The sequence below is a fragment of the Chitinibacter sp. S2-10 genome, assembly GCF_046530675.1.
Taxonomy (GTDB): domain Bacteria; phylum Pseudomonadota; class Gammaproteobacteria; order Burkholderiales; family Chitinibacteraceae; genus Chitinibacter.
Genome location: NZ_CP172558.1, coordinates 2,452,107 through 2,468,703, shown reverse-complemented (window position 1 = coordinate 2,468,703; position 16,597 = coordinate 2,452,107). Strand labels below are relative to the sequence as shown.

Sequence of the window (16,597 nt, the reverse complement as noted above, 5' to 3'; positions counted from 1 at the left end):
TGATTCAACTCAACAGCAATTATTTCAAATGCCCGCGAATCAATGACAGCATCTGGCCGAAGACACGTGGCGTGCCGCACAGCACGTCGCCTGATTCGAGGAATTTCTCTTCGCCGTTCATATCAGTCACCAGACCACCAGCTTCCTGCACCAGCAGCGTACCGGCAGCGATGTCGACCAGTTTCAGGTCAAACTCGAAGAAACCGTCAAAACGGCCACAAGCAACATACGCCAGATCGAGCGCTGCGGCGCCCGGACGGCGAACGCCGGCTGATTTTTGCGCCATTTCACGGAAGATATTCAGATATGTTTCGAGGTTGTCGAATTTGGTGTAGGGGAAACCGGTGCCCACCAGTGCATCAGACAGTTCGCGTACTTTCGAAACACGGATACGACGATCATTCAGAAAAGCGCCAACGCCGCGCGTAGCGGTGAACAGATCGTTCCGGTTCGGATCGTACACGACAGCTTGCGTGATCACGCCTTTGTGTTCGAGCGCAATCGAGATCGCGTATTGCGGGAAACCATGCAGGAAATTGGTCGTGCCATCGAGCGGGTCGATAATCCAGACGTATTCAGAGTTGCCGCGTGCGCCCGACTCCTCTGCTAGAATCGCGTGATTCGGATAAGCCTCAAGGATGGTGTCGATAATCGCCTGCTCGGCAGCGCGATCAACTTCAGACACAAAATCGTTGTGGCCTTTCTTTTCAGGGGTAATCAAATCCAGGTTATTGGACGCACGTTGGATAACAGTCGCAGCACGGCGCGCAGCGCGCACCGCGGTGTTGAGCATTGGATGCATGGTTTCTCGGTTTAAAAGAACATAATTAAGGACGTATTCTACCTGCCTTACGCGGCAGAATAAACCCAACAATGAATAAAGAAATCAAGAAAAATCTTTACCAGGGCAGCGAAACCGACTGCCTGCCGAATATTCGTGTGGTTTTGTCGCACACCAGCCATCCGGGCAATATCGGATCAACGGCAAGGGCGATGAAAACGATGGGGCTGACCGAGCTGGTTCTGATCAACCCGAAAGAATTTCCTTCCGAAGTCGCCACCGCATTGGCTTCCAGCGCTGATGATATTTTACAGAATGCCAAAGTGGTCAGCAGCATGGCCGAAGCGCTCGAAGGCACGACGATGCAGGTTGCACTGACCGCGCGGCGCCGCGAGTTATCACAACCTTTGCAAACACCACGGCAGATTGCACCTGAAATCATCGCCACCGCGCGCGCCGACAAGCAAGTTGCGCTGGTGTTCGGAGCCGAAACCAGCGGGTTGACGATTGATGAGTTGTCACTGTGCAGCGACCGCGTAACGATTCCGACCAATCCGTATTATTCGAGCCTGAATCTGTCGCAAGCGGTACAAGTGCTGACGTATGAGCTGCGAACCAGTTGCTATGAAACCGATTGGGTCGACGTGCAGCATTTGCAGGAAGAACGCGAGCTGGCAACGCATGAGTCGCTGGAAAAGCTGTTCGAGCATATGGAAGAAGTGCTGCTGAAAATCGGCTTTTTACGCCCGCACGCGCCAAAACGGCTAATGCCACGCCTGCGCAGACTATTCGTTCGCGCCGAACTGGAACGTGAAGAAGTCGATATTTTGCGCGGCATCTTGAAGGCCACGACCGAGTTTGATCGGAAGCCTTGAGGTATCTCAGGCCTAAACAATACAAGCAGCCACCAATAAATATGGCGATGCTCTCAATACGTGCTGATCCGAACCCCGCTGATGGGTCTAGGGCTTGAAATCCCCTCTCGCCCATCGCCGAGGGAGTGGAGCGAGACGAACAGCTTTATCGTTTGGCTCGCGACCGACCGAGGGAAGCCCGGAGGGCCGCAGGCGGGGGTCGTATATGGACTCCTCCCAGCTTGCAAGCATTTCACAGTTCTGGTTGTCGGATCGACTGCTCACGTATATCCGGCCTTCGCATTGGGCCTAATGACCCGGGCCATGATGGGCTATTCGCGCGGCAGGTCCTCATCGCCTTCACGTGCTTTTCGCACTTGGACCCCGTCAGGTTTGCCTGCCGCCGGTTCAACCTTTTGGCCATCACTGCTTCTTGCTTCGCAATCGGACTGGATTTTATTCGTTACACATTGCCACTACAAACCCCATTTTCTACTGCACGCTTCAAACCACTTCACCCCTTGCTAAACCAAAGTCGGGGTCATAATCCATATTGCGACTGAGTAATGCCCACACCATTCGTGCCGTTTTATTGGCTAACGCAACGGCGGCAATGTTTTTGTTACGCCGACTGCACAGGCTTTGAATCCATACACTCAGCCTATCCGTCTTGCCTAATGCCGTTTTAACTACAGCACGTGCGCCATGAATGAGTAAGGTGCGCAGATACGTATCGCCCCGCTTGCTGATGCCCAGTAACCGCTCCTTACCACCGCTGCTGTGCTGCCCCGGTGTTAAGCCTATCCAAGCGGCGAGGTCTCTGCCGCGTTTAAAGTGATGCGCATCTTGGCCTATCGCTGCAATCAAGGCGGTCGCGGTAATGGGGCCAATCCCACGTAATTGTTGCAAACGTAATGCTTGTGTATTTTCGCGCGCTTGCTGTTGCACTTGTTTATCCGCAGTGGCAATTCGCTCGTCGAGATACACCAGATCATCGCGCAAACCATTAAGCAAAGCGCGGAAGTCGGGGGTTAAGCCATTTTCGGCATCCTCCAGTAGCTCTGGTAATGCTTTGCGCAGTGACTCAATCCGTTGAGCCGTCACAATCCCGTACTCCCCCAACAAACCACGGATTTGATTGACCTTGGCGGTGCGCTGCTGCACCAGTTCGCTGCGGATACGGTGCAGTGCCTGTAAATCTTGTTGGGCGATGGTTTTGAGGGGCACAAAGCGCATCGATGGCCGACCTACGGCTTCACAAATAGCGGCCGCATCGTTGGCGTCGTTCTTGTTGCCTTTGACGTAGGGTTTAACGAACTGGGGCGCAATCAGCTTGACGGTATGCCCCATCAATTGCAGTTGACGTGCCCAGTGATGCGCGCCAGAGCAAGCCTCCATGCCAATCAAGCAAGGAGTGAGCTTTTTAAAGAAGTCGAGCAATTGCGACCGACGTAATTGTCGAGTGCAAATGACTTCTTCTTTGTGATTCACGCCGTGAATTTGAAAAACGGTTTTGGCAAGATCAAGGCCAATGCGGATAATAGACATGGTGGACTCCTTGTTCTGTGTGACTGTTGGCTGACACTTCCAGTCTGGCACATCGATGCCGTATCAGAGGGAGGAGTCCATCCCATTGCCTTTCTTTGCTTACTTTCTTTGGCGAAGCAAAGAAAGTGAGTCCCCGTCGCGGATTGCGACTGTAAAACACCGCGCCGAAGGCGCTAAAAACTATCAAAACGAAATGAGAACATTGCCATAAATATTGGGTATATGGCCGCAGGCCAGATTCAACATAACCTATAGCCATATACCCTTGAAATCACCCTTCAGCCTTTTCGCCGCCATATTCCTCATAAGCCATCAGCGCTTCGGCACTCGTCATCATGCTCGGGCCGCCGCCCATGTAGACGGCAACCTGAATCATTTCCAGAAACTCGGCGCGCGTGACGCCCAGCTTGACACAGGCCTGAGCGTGAAAGCCCAGACAACCTTCGCAACGTGCTGCGATGGCAATCGCCATTGCCATCAATTCCTTGTGCTTTTTGCTGATTGCGCCATCCGAATGCGTGGCCTTGGCCATCGCGTTAAAAGCCTGCGCCGTTTCGGGTATTTCCTTGTGAAACTCGCGCAGCTTGCTGCTAATGTCGCGCACGATTTGATGATATTGCTCGCTCATTTTTAACTCCTTACCATTCAACAATATACAAATAAATATATTATCAATTTCAAAGCGCCGCTTTGAGCAAAAACAAAACCGCGCCATTCCTCTGCGGAAATAGCGCGGTTAAAAGTAACAGCGACAGATAATTTACAGAATTACAGCACTTCAGCCGCGTAGTCAGCCAGACGCGAGCGCTCGCCGCGCGTCAGTGTGATATGGCCTGAATGATCCCAACCTTTAAAACGGTCGACGACATAAGTCAAACCGGACGAGCCTTCGGTCAGATACGGCGTGTCGATCTGGCTGATATTACCCAGACAGACGACCTTGGTTCCGGGGCCGGCACGGGTGATCAGCGTTTTCATCTGCTTGGACGTCAGATTTTGCGCCTCGTCGATAATCAGGAATTTATTCAGGAAAGTACGCCCGCGCATAAAGTTCAGCGATTTGACCTTGATCCGGCTGCGAATCAGATCGCGCGTCGCCGCCCTGCCCCAATCACCAGCTTCGGCGTCACTCTGGTTGAGGACGTCGAGATTGTCTTCGAGCGCGCCCATCCATGGCAGCATTTTTTCCTCTTCGGTGCCCGGCAGGAAACCAATGTCTTCACCGACCGGCACCGTGACACGCGTCATAATGATTTCGGTGTAGATTTTCGATTCCAGCGTCTGCGCCAAACACGCCGCCAAGGTCAGCAAGGTTTTGCCGGTGCCGGCCTGACCGAGCAACGAAACAAAATCGATTTCGGGATTCATCAGCAGATTGAGCGCGAAATTCTGCTCGCGATTGCGCGCCAGAATCCCCCAGATCGCATTTTTGCCGTGGCTGTAGTCTTTCAGGCTTTCGATCACCGCCGTTTTGCCTTCCAGCCTTAATACCCTGGCCTGCAAAGGCGTATCGCCAGTTTGATACAGCATCTGGTTGGTATACAGCTCGGCCACATCGGGGCCTTTAATCCGCCAGTAGCTGCGCCCACCTTCCTGCCAGCTCTCCAGGTCCTTGCCGTTGCGCTCCCAGAATTTTTCGTCGATCTCGCGCATGCCGTTGTACAAGAGATCGGTGTCTTCGAGCACTTTATCGTTGAAGTAATCTTCAGCCGCCAAGCCCAAAGTACGCGCCTTGATCCGCATATTGATGTCTTTGGACACCAGAATGACTTCACGTTTGGGCTGCATCGCCTGCAAATGATGCACCACGCCGAGAATCTGGTTATCGGCTTTACCCATCGGCAATTGCGAAGGCAATACGCTGGTGATCGCCTCGGTTTGCAGAAACAGTCGCCCGCTCGCCTGCCCTTTGCTGGCCTCTTCGAGCGAAACGCCGTCATATAGATTGTGTTCCATGCCGGCAACGAGCTCTTCCATAAAACGGCTGGCTTGCCGCGCATTGCGGGCGACTTCGGTCATGCCTTTTTTGTTGGAGTCCAGTTCTTCCAGCGTCATCATCGGAATAAATAAATCATGTTCCTGAAACCGGTAAATCGACGTGGGATCGTGCATCAATACATTGGTATCAAGAACAAACAGTTTGCTCATCTTCTGTGATTTTTTAGTCGCCATGATGTTTTCTCTCGTTTGATTTGCAGTCACAACAAAAAAGCGGCCTCATGGCCGCTCATTTTTTTACTTCAAACCCGCAACGAAGCCGAGCACTTCGGCAACGTGATTGGCGACTTTCACACCACGCCACTCCCGGAGTATTTCGCCAGAGGCGTTGATAACAAAGGTACTGCGCTCAATACCCCTGACTTGTTTGCCATACATGTTTTTCATTTTCATTACGTCAAATGCTGCGCAAGCACTCTCCTCGGCATCGGAAATCAATTCGAATGGCACTGCCAGTTTGGCTTTGAAATTTTCGTGGCTTTTAATGCTGTCACGTGAAACGCCAAATACCGCAGCACCAGTGGCCAGAAAATCCTGGTAATGATCACGAAAATCGGCAGTTTCGGTCGTGCAACCGGGCGTGTTGTCTTTCGGGTAAAAATAAATCACGGCGTACGGCGTGGTCAGTTGGCTTAAATCGAATTCGCCGTTGTTGGTGGTTGGTAATTTCAGCGCTGCGCACAGGGCAGTGGTCATACACACTCCGGATCGAGGAATCAGTGAAACGTAGTTTCATTGTCGGCAATTGCCAGTCAGTAAGCAAGTTTGAAACACAAGCAAAGCCGCGCACTATCGCTTGTCCCTAGCGCCAGATACAATACGGCCAAAATATTTACAGGCGTGTGACAACATGAGTATCAAATCGGACAAATGGATTCGCCGCATGGCGCAAGAACACGGCATGATCGAGCCGTTTATCCCCGGCCAGGTGAAGGAAGTCAACGGCGAACGCATCGTTTCCTACGGCACTTCGAGCTACGGCTACGATATCCGCTGCGCTGACGAATTCAAAGTGTTTACCAACCTGAATTCGACCATTGTTGATCCGAAAAACTTTGATGAAAACAGCTTTGTCGATGTGTCAGGCAAGGGCTATTGCATCATTCCACCCAATTCATTTGCGCTGGCGCGCACCGTCGAATATTTCCGCATTCCGCGCAATGCGCTCACTGTGTGTCTGGGCAAATCAACGTATGCACGTTGCGGCATCATCGTTAACGTGACGCCGTTCGAACCGGAATGGGAAGGCTATGTGACGCTGGAATTCTCGAACACGACACCACTGCCAGCCAAAATCTACGCCAATGAAGGTGTCGCTCAGGTGCTGTTTTTTGAAGCAGATACCGATGACGTCTGCGAAACCAGTTACCGCGACCGTGGTGGCAAATACCAAGGCCAACATGGCGTCACGCTGCCTAAAACCTAATTCACTGTTATAATCTGCACTTACGCGGGCGTCGTATAATGGTAATACCCAAGCTTCCCAAGCTTGTGCCGTGGGTTCGATTCCCATCGCCCGCTCCAAAAACACCAAACAAAGCCCTGATTGATCAGGGCTTTTTTGTTTACACTATGGGCTGCATTCCATACCGCAACACCATCCATCGAGCATCACCATGCCATTGACCCAAGAAAATCCAGCCCATCAACCCTCGCGACGCTTCTGCATCGCGCCGATGCTCGATGGGCATTGCAAGTCAATTTAAACTAATAATTTCAAAAACATACAACAACATTAAAATCACAAGGTGCACCTTTATCGCTGCACTTTGCAATATAAACACCTCAAAGTAATAAAAAGTAATAAAATTAAATGCAAAAAAACCCATCCCGCCATCAGGCGGAGTGGGCTTTTGTGGGCGTTTGGTCATAGCCTCTTTAGAATTCCAGTTTGACCTGTTCGCCGAGTACTTCGCCTTTGCGGCCAAAATAGGTAACAAGAATGCCGCTCGGCGCCACATCCAGCCGAGCGAAGTTATCTACCGAATAGATAGGCGACGCTTGGCCTACCTCATAGCGGTGCGTCCCGGTCGTAGTCAATTCACCAGTCAGGACGAAATCATTTTTTTCCATGTGTGGGTAAGGCCAGAAGAAGGAAGACGAGATAATGCTGAATACCTTGAACTCAGAATCATCCGGCGATGTCAGTTGGGAGGTAAATGAACAGTGCACGTCGCCCGACACAAAACAGACCTTGCGGATCTTTTTAGTCCGGATGTGATCAAGTACTTGGGTTCGCTCTGGCAAATACGCCCCCCACTTGTCATCACTATCGCTAGTAAGATCCGGCATGAACGGCACGGACGACACCACCATCTTCACCCGCTCTGGCTTATCTGACAACCATGCCAGCAGCGCCACCATCTGAGCCTGTTTGACCATTTTGCGCCGCTGCGGATTATCCACATCCCAGATTCGTTCGGTGCGTACATCCATCACGAACCAGTCCGCACAACCATCGCTAAAGGTGTACCAGAAGCGTGGCGGTGTGCCTGTCACCCAGCCCTCGTCATCCAACTCAAACACCGGACTATGGCTAGCTTGGTAAATTTGATAAGCATGAATGGCGTGCGGGTATGTCGTCGTCATGTCCTTGGCCGTCGCTTTGATAGGCCAATTGTCTTCAATTTCATGATCATCCAGAATCATGTAGGTAGGTACACGGCTCATCAGCCGCGCGACATGTTGCTGCGAAAATGCTGCCCGATATCGCGACAGGAAGCTGTCGAGTTTGACATCCGGCAGCAGCACGTTCAAGTCATCGGCATAAATCTGATCACCAATCATCAGCAGCCCATGCAGCGGCGCCGATTCGTGCTGATTCAAAATGGCTTCGAAGGTCTTATCGCCTCGGTCATCGAAAATCAATCCGCCAAACAGACGCAGCAAGTAACGACATGAACCCACCGCATATGAGCGTACAGCCTCCCTCTTATCGGTACCGGTACGAAAGATCGAGATGTCCAATGCATCCCAGTCAAATTGCGGTATCGCCCGTGCCGCGTCCAGCTCGGAATCGGCCAAAAACCAGCCAGCCCAGTACTCGTACTCGCAATCCGGCTTCAACCCCAATAGTGGAAACACCCCCGTCACATCAAAATTCGGCGACATCTTGCCAATTTTCATCTGTCGGCTGGTTTTTGGCGCTCCTTTTTCCTGCCACAGCACCACACCAAAGCATCGTCGATAGCCATTCGGTCCCGGTTCAAACTGACCACGAAACCAGATGCGCGCCTCGTTCTGCGTGGTGTATCCAACAATCGGACCAACCGTTGGTTTTGCTAATTTCATACAACACCTCCTATGAAGTGAGAGGATCAGCATACTTAAAAGCATATGCGCAATAACAACACAGAGCAGCACACGCCCACATTTGCTTTCGTAGTTGGCAAGCAAAAACAAAGGCAGATGTTTGCTTATAGCATGCAAACTGATTCTTCTCACCTCAATGCTCAATCCTCCGTACGTACAGGCGGGTTATCTGCACCCCCATCACAACGGGGACTTTGATGTTTATTTTTAGCGTCATCTCTCCCGCCATATTGCTCTTTTAAACTCACTGTTGAGACATCCACCAGCGTTGCCAGCCGATCAGCGATTGGCGCCAGAGCTGGCAGGTTTCGTAGTTGCGGGCGACGACGCCGAGGACTTCACTTTTTCCAGCTCCCCCGGCGTCACCGTCAGGCTCGCTGACGGGTTCGCTGTCTGGATCGGCGGCATGGTCATGGATTCGCACCCAGTCATGATCGAGAGTGTTGCAAGCAACAACAGGCTGGCTAGCCGCGGGTGCCGGATGGACTTCTGCATATTTGATCACCTCTTTGGTAATGGTTTTGTAGCGGATCTGAATCTGTTGCACCTGGCTGGCCGTGATCTGGTCAGCCACCGCCGCCGAAGCGACCCGCGCCTGCTGCACCTTTGTCGCCTTGTTCTGAACCTTGAGCTGGCCAGCGTCTTTGCTATTGGCTGACAGCACCCAGCCCGTGCGAAGCCCGGCGCCAAACACAGCCAACGCCAGCAGCACCACGATCAGAATTCGATAAGGCAATGGAATAGTTTTGAACATACGTTCGCCAAAAAAATAGGCGCGGAGCCCGCGCCTTTGGTTGATAAAGGATTTTTCGCACTGCACCACCAGTTACCCACAAAAGCTGTGGATTAACTGGCACGTCAGGCGATGGCCTCCAGTGTTTTGCCTGCCTGAAAATCGGCCAGCATCAAACCACCCGTAAATTGGCAATGCGCCATTTCAGGAAAGCTTTTCCAGCGCCCGGCCCACTCCAGCCCGACACTTTCAGCAATAGCCCCACAGCGCTTGAACAACGCTGCATCGCCCCATTGCGCCTTGCCGTTCACGATCGGCACGAAGTCGAAGGCCACCCGCCAGTTGTGCCAGCTTTGCCCCGGCTTGGCATTCGTGACCTTGCTGCCCGGCTCTGTGCGGCCTTGAGCATAGAGTGCAGCCTGCGATTCGTGATCGCGATAAGTGCTGGTAATCAGCACCTCAATCCCCTGCCGTTTGCACTCAGCAATAAAGGCCTCAGCCCGAGCTTTGACGGCCGGCAATAACTCACCCAGATTCCGACTATTGATCATGATTAACCTCCCCTGATTTTGTTGACCTGCTTTTTGAGCCACAGCTCGACAAACTGCGCACCCACAATCCCCAATGCCGAGCCAATCGCCATCAGTGCCAGCGGATTGATATTCGGAATCTGGATCAGAGCCGCCCCTGCAATCGCGGTCGTGGCACTCCCCAAAATCGCCCGGCCAAAACACAGCCGTAGCGTCAGCGTTTCACTGGACACCAGCAATTTGCCCACGCCGATACTCGCCCCCAACACCAGCAACCAGATAAAGTTTTTTTCGTATTCCTGCATTGCACCTCCAGACGTAAAAAAACCCGCACAGGCGGGTTAAAATTCAATCAGTAATCACGTATTAATCGGCTGGCCAACCCGGCTGATAATTCGCCAGCGCTTCGCCTTCGAGCAGCAAGATTTCAGCTTTCATCGCTCGCTGACGCTGATGAATTTTCCAGCCTTGGGTAGCAATAGCGATTTCATGCGCTTGCGCCAGACTCTGAATTTCGGCCAGTGTCATCGGCATATCGACGTTATCCGCATCCGTCCAGTAATAATCGGGCGGCAAGGCAGGCAATTCAGCAACGGTTTTGAGACGGGTTTTGACTTTCAGCCCGCCGTCCCAGCGATGGCCAGCGTGCTCGAATGTGATCGGCTGCAGCTCTTGTTCATCGCGCCAGAGGCTAATTTCAGCGGCCTTGCGCTCAGCACTCGACACCGCAGGTGCCAGTGGCAATGGCTCACCTCCGTCTGCCAGCCACGCTTCATAGTCATCCCACCAACGATGACCTCGTTTGATGGTGGTATTGTCTTCAAGCCGAATCACTTCATCCGGATTTTTTGTTAATTTGTATTTTGCTGCCGACATGGTCATCCCTTGTTTAAAGTTCGTTGTCTGCTGCCCAGTTCAGGGCGCAACTATTACCCGCAATGGTTCCTGTCGGCGATGTGGCTGCAACACCGAAGCCATATTCGGTGATGCTGTTGGCCGCCGTACTGGTAAAGTCAGTGTTCGCTTGCAGGCTTCGTGCTTGCGCGTTGTTCGAGACCGGGTTGTAGAGCGTGACGGCTGACGATGCATTGCGCTTCTGCACTTTGAACGGGAAGTTTCCGAACACCATCATCTGCCCAGCCGCCCCCTGTTGCGGCAGATAATTGAACAGGCCAGCCGCATTAGCTGGTGCCGTCGCAAGGGGAAAGCTTTTTTCGTAGTAGCGCTGACAAGCAGTCAGCTCCTTGTCGAATGGCCGCAGTTCAAACGCAGTCGGCACCGAGCCCAACTCAAGCTGAGGCATGCTGTAGGTGCCGCCGATCAACCGGAGTGTCGCGTTCGTATTGGCAGGCAAGACAACCGTTCCGCCCTTGGCGACGTCAGCACCATTCACCTTGGCCGTGGCCGTCCCGACCCAATTCAGAACGTAAGTGCCCCCCAGGACATTGACGCCCTCGATCACCTGCTCAACGCCACCTGCAGGTGCAGTCATTACATTGACCGCACCGCTAGCCGCCCAGCTCAAGTTTTGCCCCGAAGTCACCACGCGCCAGCGGTCAATCGTGTACTGATTTGCTGATGTCGTTGCTGCACCCGAAACATATCCACGCTGATTAATCATGCCGGCAGCGTTGATCAGCAGATTACGGAATGACAAGCCACCAGCAGAACCAATACGCCCCGCAATAGCTTTGAACACCTGATCAAATTTTGTCTCATCAGGAACCAGACCAAACCCGGCAATCACATTCAGCAACTCATCAGTCACTGCATTCATGTGCGACGCCGGATCAATACTTGCCGGCACACCATTGATCGGGTCGCCATCGGTAAACCGACCGGCCAACAAATACAGCGCGGCGGCCAGACTTTTAGGAAAATCCATACTTTGCACCCATAAAAAAACCCGCCATCAAGGCGGGTTGTTTAACAATCAAAAAGACGACTTATGCGTACTTGAATCGCACCAGCGTATGCGCCGGCTTGAGCTTGTTGATCACGCATTCGAGCTGGGCATTACCCCAGACCCGGTAACGCTCGCCCATCGGGCTACCCGAACGCCGCGCAACGACCTGCGACGCCGGCAAATTCATCTGCCAGACAAATTGCCAGGCGACACCCCCATACGGCGTACCCATGCGCCGGCCACAGCGACGCGCCGAATACTGCGTGATCGTGGCATCGGGGTAGCCCATCGCTTTGGCAATGGCGATGAAATACGCAGCCGATTGCCCACCAATCGCCATCAACTTGCCCGCTACTGCAGCACGCCGATCCGCCATCGTCATCGACGATTGCACGCTGCAGCTATCGGGCAAGGCACAGACCCGTTCCCAATCTGCCAGCATTTCAGTCGTTTGATACGGCGAAGCCTCACGCAACAAATCACCGGATCGGGCATGCACCGCAGCAAACGACTTGGCCAGCACATCGAGCTCACGCACGATCAGCTCGCCTTCCCACGCGGGGCCGGGCGGCATCAGCTGCTGCAATTGCTGCAAATAATCGGATTGAGTCAGTCGCATCGTCAGCTCCAGGTGAATGCGCCCAGCGTCACCATTTCACCAGGCAAAGTCGTGACATTGGCCGCCGGCGAAAGCAAGACATGATCGGATTCGCCCGAAGCGATACTGATGGCCTCATTCATCCGGCTCAGCAACAAAGACCCACCCGGCTCGGCATCGCGCCGGATCAGATCGGCCAGACTCGCCTGCACCGCAGCCTTGACCGCCGCCGTTGCTGGAGTGAGCTGGATATTGAAATTCACGCCCTTGGCCACAGGCGACATCACCGTTACCGCTGCCGTCACAGGGCAAACCGAATTCACATACGACTGCGCCGCAGCCAACTCGGTCGCGTCCGGAAAAATCGGCGCCTCATCGTCGCGCACGATAAACAAGCCGACAGTACCCAGCCCAAAATACGCTGGACGCACCCATGCCCGCGTGACACCCGAAACCTGCCTTGCCCAGGCGACGTAATCAAAATCAGCCCCACCGTGCGCGGTTTGCGCCCATGCAGCCAGCACCCGCCCCCTGAAATCATCGATGCCCTCGGCGTCGCTGCCATTGGTGACACCGCCTACAGCGACCACGGCCTCCGCTTGCACACCCAGCACAGGCGAAACCAGCACCACACCAGATCCCGCAGTCGCATTGCCCGCGCCCCCCGCCGTAAGTGCAGTCACCGCCACCACTTGCGGCACAGCGCTGATCGTTGTTTCGGTATTGATCTGGTACCGCACACCGTCAATACGCTGCCAGACCGTACCGGCCTTGATCACCGCCCCAACCTGAGCCGTTACGCTCAGCGAACCCGCCGCATAACTGGCCTTATTGGGCGACAGCCCGCGATTGAGCCAGGGGCTGGACAACAGTCGGTCTTCGTCACAGCTATCGGGCAACAGCTGTTTGGCGATCCATTCCAGATAGCCATTCAGCCCGTGCTCGACGGCCGCCTGCACTTTGCCGATCACCTGAATGTCCGAGCGGCGGATTTCATCCAGATCCAGCCGCGCCAGAATATCGTTGCTGATGCGCTGGCTGATTTGCGCCAGCGTTGGGCGATTAAACATTTTGCAGCTCCTGCCAGAATTGATTGCTCGACCAGCTCAGCTGATCACCATTGCTGCGCTTGATAACGATGGCCGCCGCCGCACCATCCAGCCCTGCCCGCTCAATGCGCACATCGATTGCAGCCGCCAGACCATCATCAAGCAGCCATTGCAAAGCCTCGCGGCAATAATCGCGCGCCTGATTGAGCGTTTCGGTCGTGATTTTTGCGCGCGCCAGCAACCACAGTCGCGAGCCAATCTTGTCATTGACCGACAGCGAGTCACCCCACCAACCCTGACGGGGCTGATCGGGCGGCACGTCGCCGTTTTCAGCACGCCGCCAGGTAAACAGCGAAATCAGCACCGCGCGATTGAATCGCGCCAGCTCCGGATCATCCGGCGATGCCGGATTCCCGTTTACCATCAGAATTAATTCCATCACATCACCTGATTCGGGGCCGCGCCGCCGCCGTGACTATGGGGATTGAATTTTGCGCGCATGCCGGCCATGGTTTTGGCTCCACCTTGATCGGCCACATCACCAACGGCAATCACATTGCCGGACGCCTTCACCTCGGGACTATTGATCTGCACCCGCGTTGCCGCATTGATCACCAACTGATCGGTATTGATTTCGCAAATCTTGCCGCGTTTCAAAATCACGCTTTGCCCCTGGTCGTCATAAATAGCGACCTCACCCGAATCCAACCCTTTGAGCCGATAGCGGCGATCGGCACAGGCAATCACGACGCCATGACTGCGATCACCGCCCAAAAATAAAGCCAGCGATTCGGCGCCGGCTTTGGGATTTGCGGTAAAGCCATACGGCTCGAAATGCTCGATATTGTCCTTGGGCTCATCGGCCAGCAGCGTGAGCTGCAGCGACTGCATTTTCCGCGCCGAATTCACCAGCGCCACCACGCCGCGCGTCACCATGCCGCCGATCTGGCGCGACAAGGGCGCGAGCATTTTTGCCATTAGCCTTTCACTCATAAACCCTCACTTCGGCGCATTCATATAAACGTATTCAGCATTGCTTGGCACATTGCTGTCTTTGCCTTTGCGGCCTTTTTTCTTGTGCTTGGTGTCATCGCGCACTTCATAACCCACAGCTGGCGCCAGCGTCAGCACCGTGCGCATGCCTTCATTGCTCAAGCTATAAGTCACCTCGACAATCAGCAGCTCGTCATCAAAGCCGACCACTTCATCGCGCACCCAGACACGGGTATTCGGCCGCCAGAGTTGCCCGGCCTCATCACGCCAGCCCTGCAGCGTGTATTGCACTTTCAGCGACTGGGCAAAGCGGTAAGCCTGCTCGAATTCGACCCGCGTTTTACAATCGGCCGCGCTGGTCTGCCCCGACATAGAGACCGCCAGCACGCGCTTGCGCTTGATCGTAGCGTCTACACTGCTGGCGCTGATCTGCGTTTTGGCCGCGCCTGACTGATCGTCATCACCCGCAGCCTGCCCGCGCGCGACGTATTCGGAAAACCGATCCTTGAAATCCAGCGCCGCATCACATTCGAGAATGTTTTTGCCCAGCTCGATGCGCGTCGCTACTTTTTCGCCCGGCACCTCGATCAGAAGCAGCTCGCCAGCGGCGCTATCTGTCGCCCAGATTTGCTTGGGCTTGAGCAGCTTGTCGATTGCCTCGAAAACCGTTTCGGACGGATCAAGCTGCCAGTCGGCAATCGGCGCGCCGGTATCGACCTGCGAAACCAGCGTCACGCCGTATTCGGACGCGAGCGCCCTGGCAATGGCTTCAATTTTTTGCCCGCGATATTGCCGCGCCCCCAACGCCGCGCAATCGACCAGATCGGCGGTTTTGCTGCGGCCGGTGATGCCGACCGACACAGAACCACCGTCATACCGCACAGGGGTACTGTCTACAAAGCCAGTCAATACCTTGTCTTTGCCGATATACAGCTCGCATTTTGCACCCGCTGCAATTTGCCGTACCGCAGCGCCACCCGCCGCCGGCCAGCGATCCGTCACTTCCAGCGTAAAATCCCGTGCGACGCGCTCGATCCCCGCCGTGATGCTGACTGATTTCCAGTCAATAAAATCGCGGCCATCGACCAGTAGCCTTACCGTGTTCTGATCTGTCATTTTTCCAGCACCTTCAAGGGCTCGGCAGGCACAAAGCCCGGATGGACCAGCTTGTTGCGGGTAACAATTTCGTCACCCCGCAACGCATCGCCATACAGCCGATACGCCGTCAGCACGACCGGCTCGACCTCAAACGGCGCAACGTCAAGCAGCCGCACCGCATTGCGCTGCGCAGCCTTGATACCCTGCACGGTATTGGCTCGAACAGCAGACAGAACCTGCCTTCTGACCTCATACGTCGCACCATGCGACTCTTCAGCATCAAGCTGTATCAACACCGCCCGACGCAAAGCCTCGGCATCCTGATGCACCACCACCGGCGTCACACCGCCCAGAGCACTCGCCACCTGCGTGGCACTAGCCAGCAGAACTGAGCGGTGCAAGCGATCAATCGCCTGCTTATTGCGCGCCATAGCCACCTGATTCGCCGTTGCCGATGGCAATTGCTTCACGACGGGCGAGCGCGCGAGCGCCGACTGATTAAACAGCCCCATCAAACGGCCATACACCCCGGAACCGGCATCCCACAAACCCAGCACGTCCGGCTGATACATCGCGAAATATCGTTCAACCAAGAGCGCCGGATTCTTGATCAAGGCTGGCAGATTTTTAGCGACATCGACGCCGAAGTTAATCAGCTCAATGCCGGTATTGATATTTTTGGTCAACTGCTCGAGCGCCGACGCCTCCAGTTCGGGCGTACTCACATCCAGATCGGCAGCAAAATCGGCCGTCTCGCTGGCCTGCAACTGCTCGGACAAATCCGCCGCGCTGGCACCATGATTGGTTGTCCCGGTCGGAAAAGTCAGCTCGCCCGCCTCGGTAAACGACAGCGAAAACCGGCACATCCGGCCTTCGCTACTGCTTTCGCTATAGCGATAATCCCCGGCAAACACTTTGAGTGAACCAAGACGCGGGTGAACCAGCTCGCCATCGCCCGGTTTTTCCAGCGCGGCGAGCAATTGATCGCGCTGCTGCGCATAATCATCGCCAATCAGAAATACCGTCAGCGAAATCGAGCGCGCCTTGCGACCCATATCTTCAACAAAGGGCTTGTCGCTTTGCGGATACTCATTGACCTGCAGGCGACGACCACCCGCCATATCGCCGTCTTCAAATAAAAACCCGACCCCGCGAAACGAGGCCGGGCGTAGATTGTCGCACCAGCTGGGCATACTG

Annotated in this window: 19 protein-coding genes and 1 tRNA gene; 3 read left to right on the top strand and 17 right to left on the bottom strand. The window is 54.4% G+C overall.

Annotated elements, in window-relative coordinates; translation table 11 throughout:
- Positions 1–19 precede the first annotated feature (19 nt).
- Complete coding sequence (locus tag ACG2XO_RS11695; RefSeq protein ID WP_410498164.1) at positions 20–802, bottom strand: inositol monophosphatase family protein; 783 nt, start codon at positions 800–802, stop codon at positions 20–22.
- Between the two features lie 71 nt (positions 803–873).
- Here ACG2XO_RS11695 and ACG2XO_RS11690 point away from each other — a divergent pair, with 71 nt between their 5' ends.
- Complete coding sequence (locus tag ACG2XO_RS11690) at positions 874–1,656, top strand: RNA methyltransferase (RefSeq protein ID WP_410498163.1); 783 nt, start codon at positions 874–876, stop codon at positions 1,654–1,656.
- A 483-nt stretch (positions 1,657–2,139) separates the two neighbouring features.
- Here the strand turns inward: ACG2XO_RS11690 and ACG2XO_RS11685 are convergent, their stop codons facing one another.
- The 4 genes from ACG2XO_RS11685 to ACG2XO_RS11670 all read right to left on the bottom strand — a co-directional run bounded on the left by ACG2XO_RS11685 (position 2,140) and on the right by ACG2XO_RS11670 (position 5,877).
- Positions 2,140–3,183, bottom strand: coding sequence for an IS110 family transposase (locus ACG2XO_RS11685; RefSeq protein ID WP_410497507.1), 1,044 nt, complete (start codon positions 3,181–3,183; stop codon positions 2,140–2,142).
- Positions 3,184–3,454: 271 nt separating this feature from the next.
- Positions 3,455–3,811, bottom strand: a complete 357-nt coding sequence (locus tag ACG2XO_RS11680) for a carboxymuconolactone decarboxylase family protein (RefSeq protein ID WP_410498162.1) — start codon at positions 3,809–3,811, stop codon at positions 3,455–3,457.
- A gap of 140 nt (positions 3,812–3,951) precedes the next feature.
- On the bottom strand, positions 3,952–5,355 hold the full coding sequence (locus tag ACG2XO_RS11675) for a PhoH family protein (RefSeq protein WP_410498161.1): 1,404 nt from the start codon (positions 5,353–5,355) through the stop codon (positions 3,952–3,954).
- Between the two features lie 63 nt (positions 5,356–5,418).
- Complete coding sequence (locus ACG2XO_RS11670; protein ID WP_410498160.1) at positions 5,419–5,877, bottom strand: peroxiredoxin; 459 nt, start codon at positions 5,875–5,877, stop codon at positions 5,419–5,421.
- Between the two features lie 154 nt (positions 5,878–6,031).
- Between ACG2XO_RS11670 and dcd the strand changes: the two genes are divergently transcribed.
- Both dcd and ACG2XO_RS11660 read left to right on the top strand, forming a co-directional pair.
- Positions 6,032–6,607, top strand: a complete 576-nt coding sequence (gene dcd, locus ACG2XO_RS11665; RefSeq protein WP_410498159.1) for a dCTP deaminase — start codon at positions 6,032–6,034, stop codon at positions 6,605–6,607.
- Between the two features lie 24 nt (positions 6,608–6,631).
- Positions 6,632–6,705 (top strand) — tRNA-Gly (locus ACG2XO_RS11660).
- Positions 6,706–7,059: 354 nt separating this feature from the next.
- Here the strand turns inward: ACG2XO_RS11660 and ACG2XO_RS11655 are convergent.
- The 12 genes from ACG2XO_RS11655 to ACG2XO_RS11600 form a co-directional block, all read right to left on the bottom strand.
- A complete protein-coding gene (locus ACG2XO_RS11655) occupies positions 7,060–8,472 on the bottom strand; it encodes an alkaline phosphatase D family protein (RefSeq protein WP_410498158.1) in 1,413 nt (470 codons plus the stop codon).
- Positions 8,473–8,737: 265 nt separating this feature from the next.
- Positions 8,738–9,247: a hypothetical protein gene (locus ACG2XO_RS11650; RefSeq protein WP_410498157.1), complete on the bottom strand. Its 510-nt coding sequence runs from the start codon at positions 9,245–9,247 to the stop codon at positions 8,738–8,740.
- 104 nt (positions 9,248–9,351) lie between these two features.
- Positions 9,352–9,777: a M15 family metallopeptidase gene (locus ACG2XO_RS11645; protein ID WP_410498156.1), complete on the bottom strand. Its 426-nt coding sequence runs from the start codon at positions 9,775–9,777 to the stop codon at positions 9,352–9,354.
- 2 nt (positions 9,778–9,779) lie between these two features.
- On the bottom strand, positions 9,780–10,061 hold the full coding sequence (locus ACG2XO_RS11640) for a hypothetical protein (RefSeq protein WP_410498155.1): 282 nt from the start codon (positions 10,059–10,061) through the stop codon (positions 9,780–9,782).
- Between the two features lie 61 nt (positions 10,062–10,122).
- Positions 10,123–10,632 (bottom strand): DUF4376 domain-containing protein, encoded by a 510-nt coding sequence (locus ACG2XO_RS11635; RefSeq protein WP_410498154.1) that lies wholly within the window; start codon positions 10,630–10,632, stop codon positions 10,123–10,125.
- 13 nt (positions 10,633–10,645) lie between these two features.
- The gene (locus ACG2XO_RS11630) at positions 10,646–11,641 is read right to left on the bottom strand and encodes a hypothetical protein (protein ID WP_410498153.1); all 996 of its coding nucleotides are present in this window, start codon (positions 11,639–11,641) and stop codon (positions 10,646–10,648) included.
- 61 nt (positions 11,642–11,702) lie between these two features.
- Positions 11,703–12,281, bottom strand: a complete 579-nt coding sequence (locus ACG2XO_RS11625; protein ID WP_410498152.1) for a YmfQ family protein — start codon at positions 12,279–12,281, stop codon at positions 11,703–11,705.
- A gap of 2 nt (positions 12,282–12,283) precedes the next feature.
- A complete protein-coding gene (locus ACG2XO_RS11620) occupies positions 12,284–13,330 on the bottom strand; it encodes a baseplate J/gp47 family protein (RefSeq protein ID WP_410498151.1) in 1,047 nt (348 codons plus the stop codon).
- Positions 13,323–13,748, bottom strand: coding sequence for a phage GP46 family protein (locus ACG2XO_RS11615; protein WP_410498150.1), 426 nt, complete (start codon positions 13,746–13,748; stop codon positions 13,323–13,325). The genes ACG2XO_RS11620 and ACG2XO_RS11615 overlap by 8 nt, the downstream gene beginning before the upstream one ends.
- Positions 13,748–14,287 carry a phage baseplate assembly protein V gene (locus ACG2XO_RS11610; RefSeq protein ID WP_410498149.1) on the bottom strand — a complete coding sequence of 180 codons (540 nt, stop codon included), beginning with the start codon at positions 14,285–14,287 and terminating at the stop codon, positions 13,748–13,750. Before ACG2XO_RS11610 ends, ACG2XO_RS11615 begins: the two co-directional genes overlap by 1 nt.
- 21 nt (positions 14,288–14,308) lie before the next feature.
- Entirely contained in the window at positions 14,309–15,418 is a 1,110-nt protein-coding gene (locus tag ACG2XO_RS11605; protein WP_410498148.1) for a phage baseplate assembly protein, read from the bottom strand.
- Entirely contained in the window at positions 15,415–16,593 is a 1,179-nt protein-coding gene (locus ACG2XO_RS11600; protein WP_410498147.1) for a DNA circularization protein, read from the bottom strand. Before ACG2XO_RS11600 ends, ACG2XO_RS11605 begins: the two co-directional genes overlap by 4 nt.
- Positions 16,594–16,597: the final 4 nt, after the last annotated feature.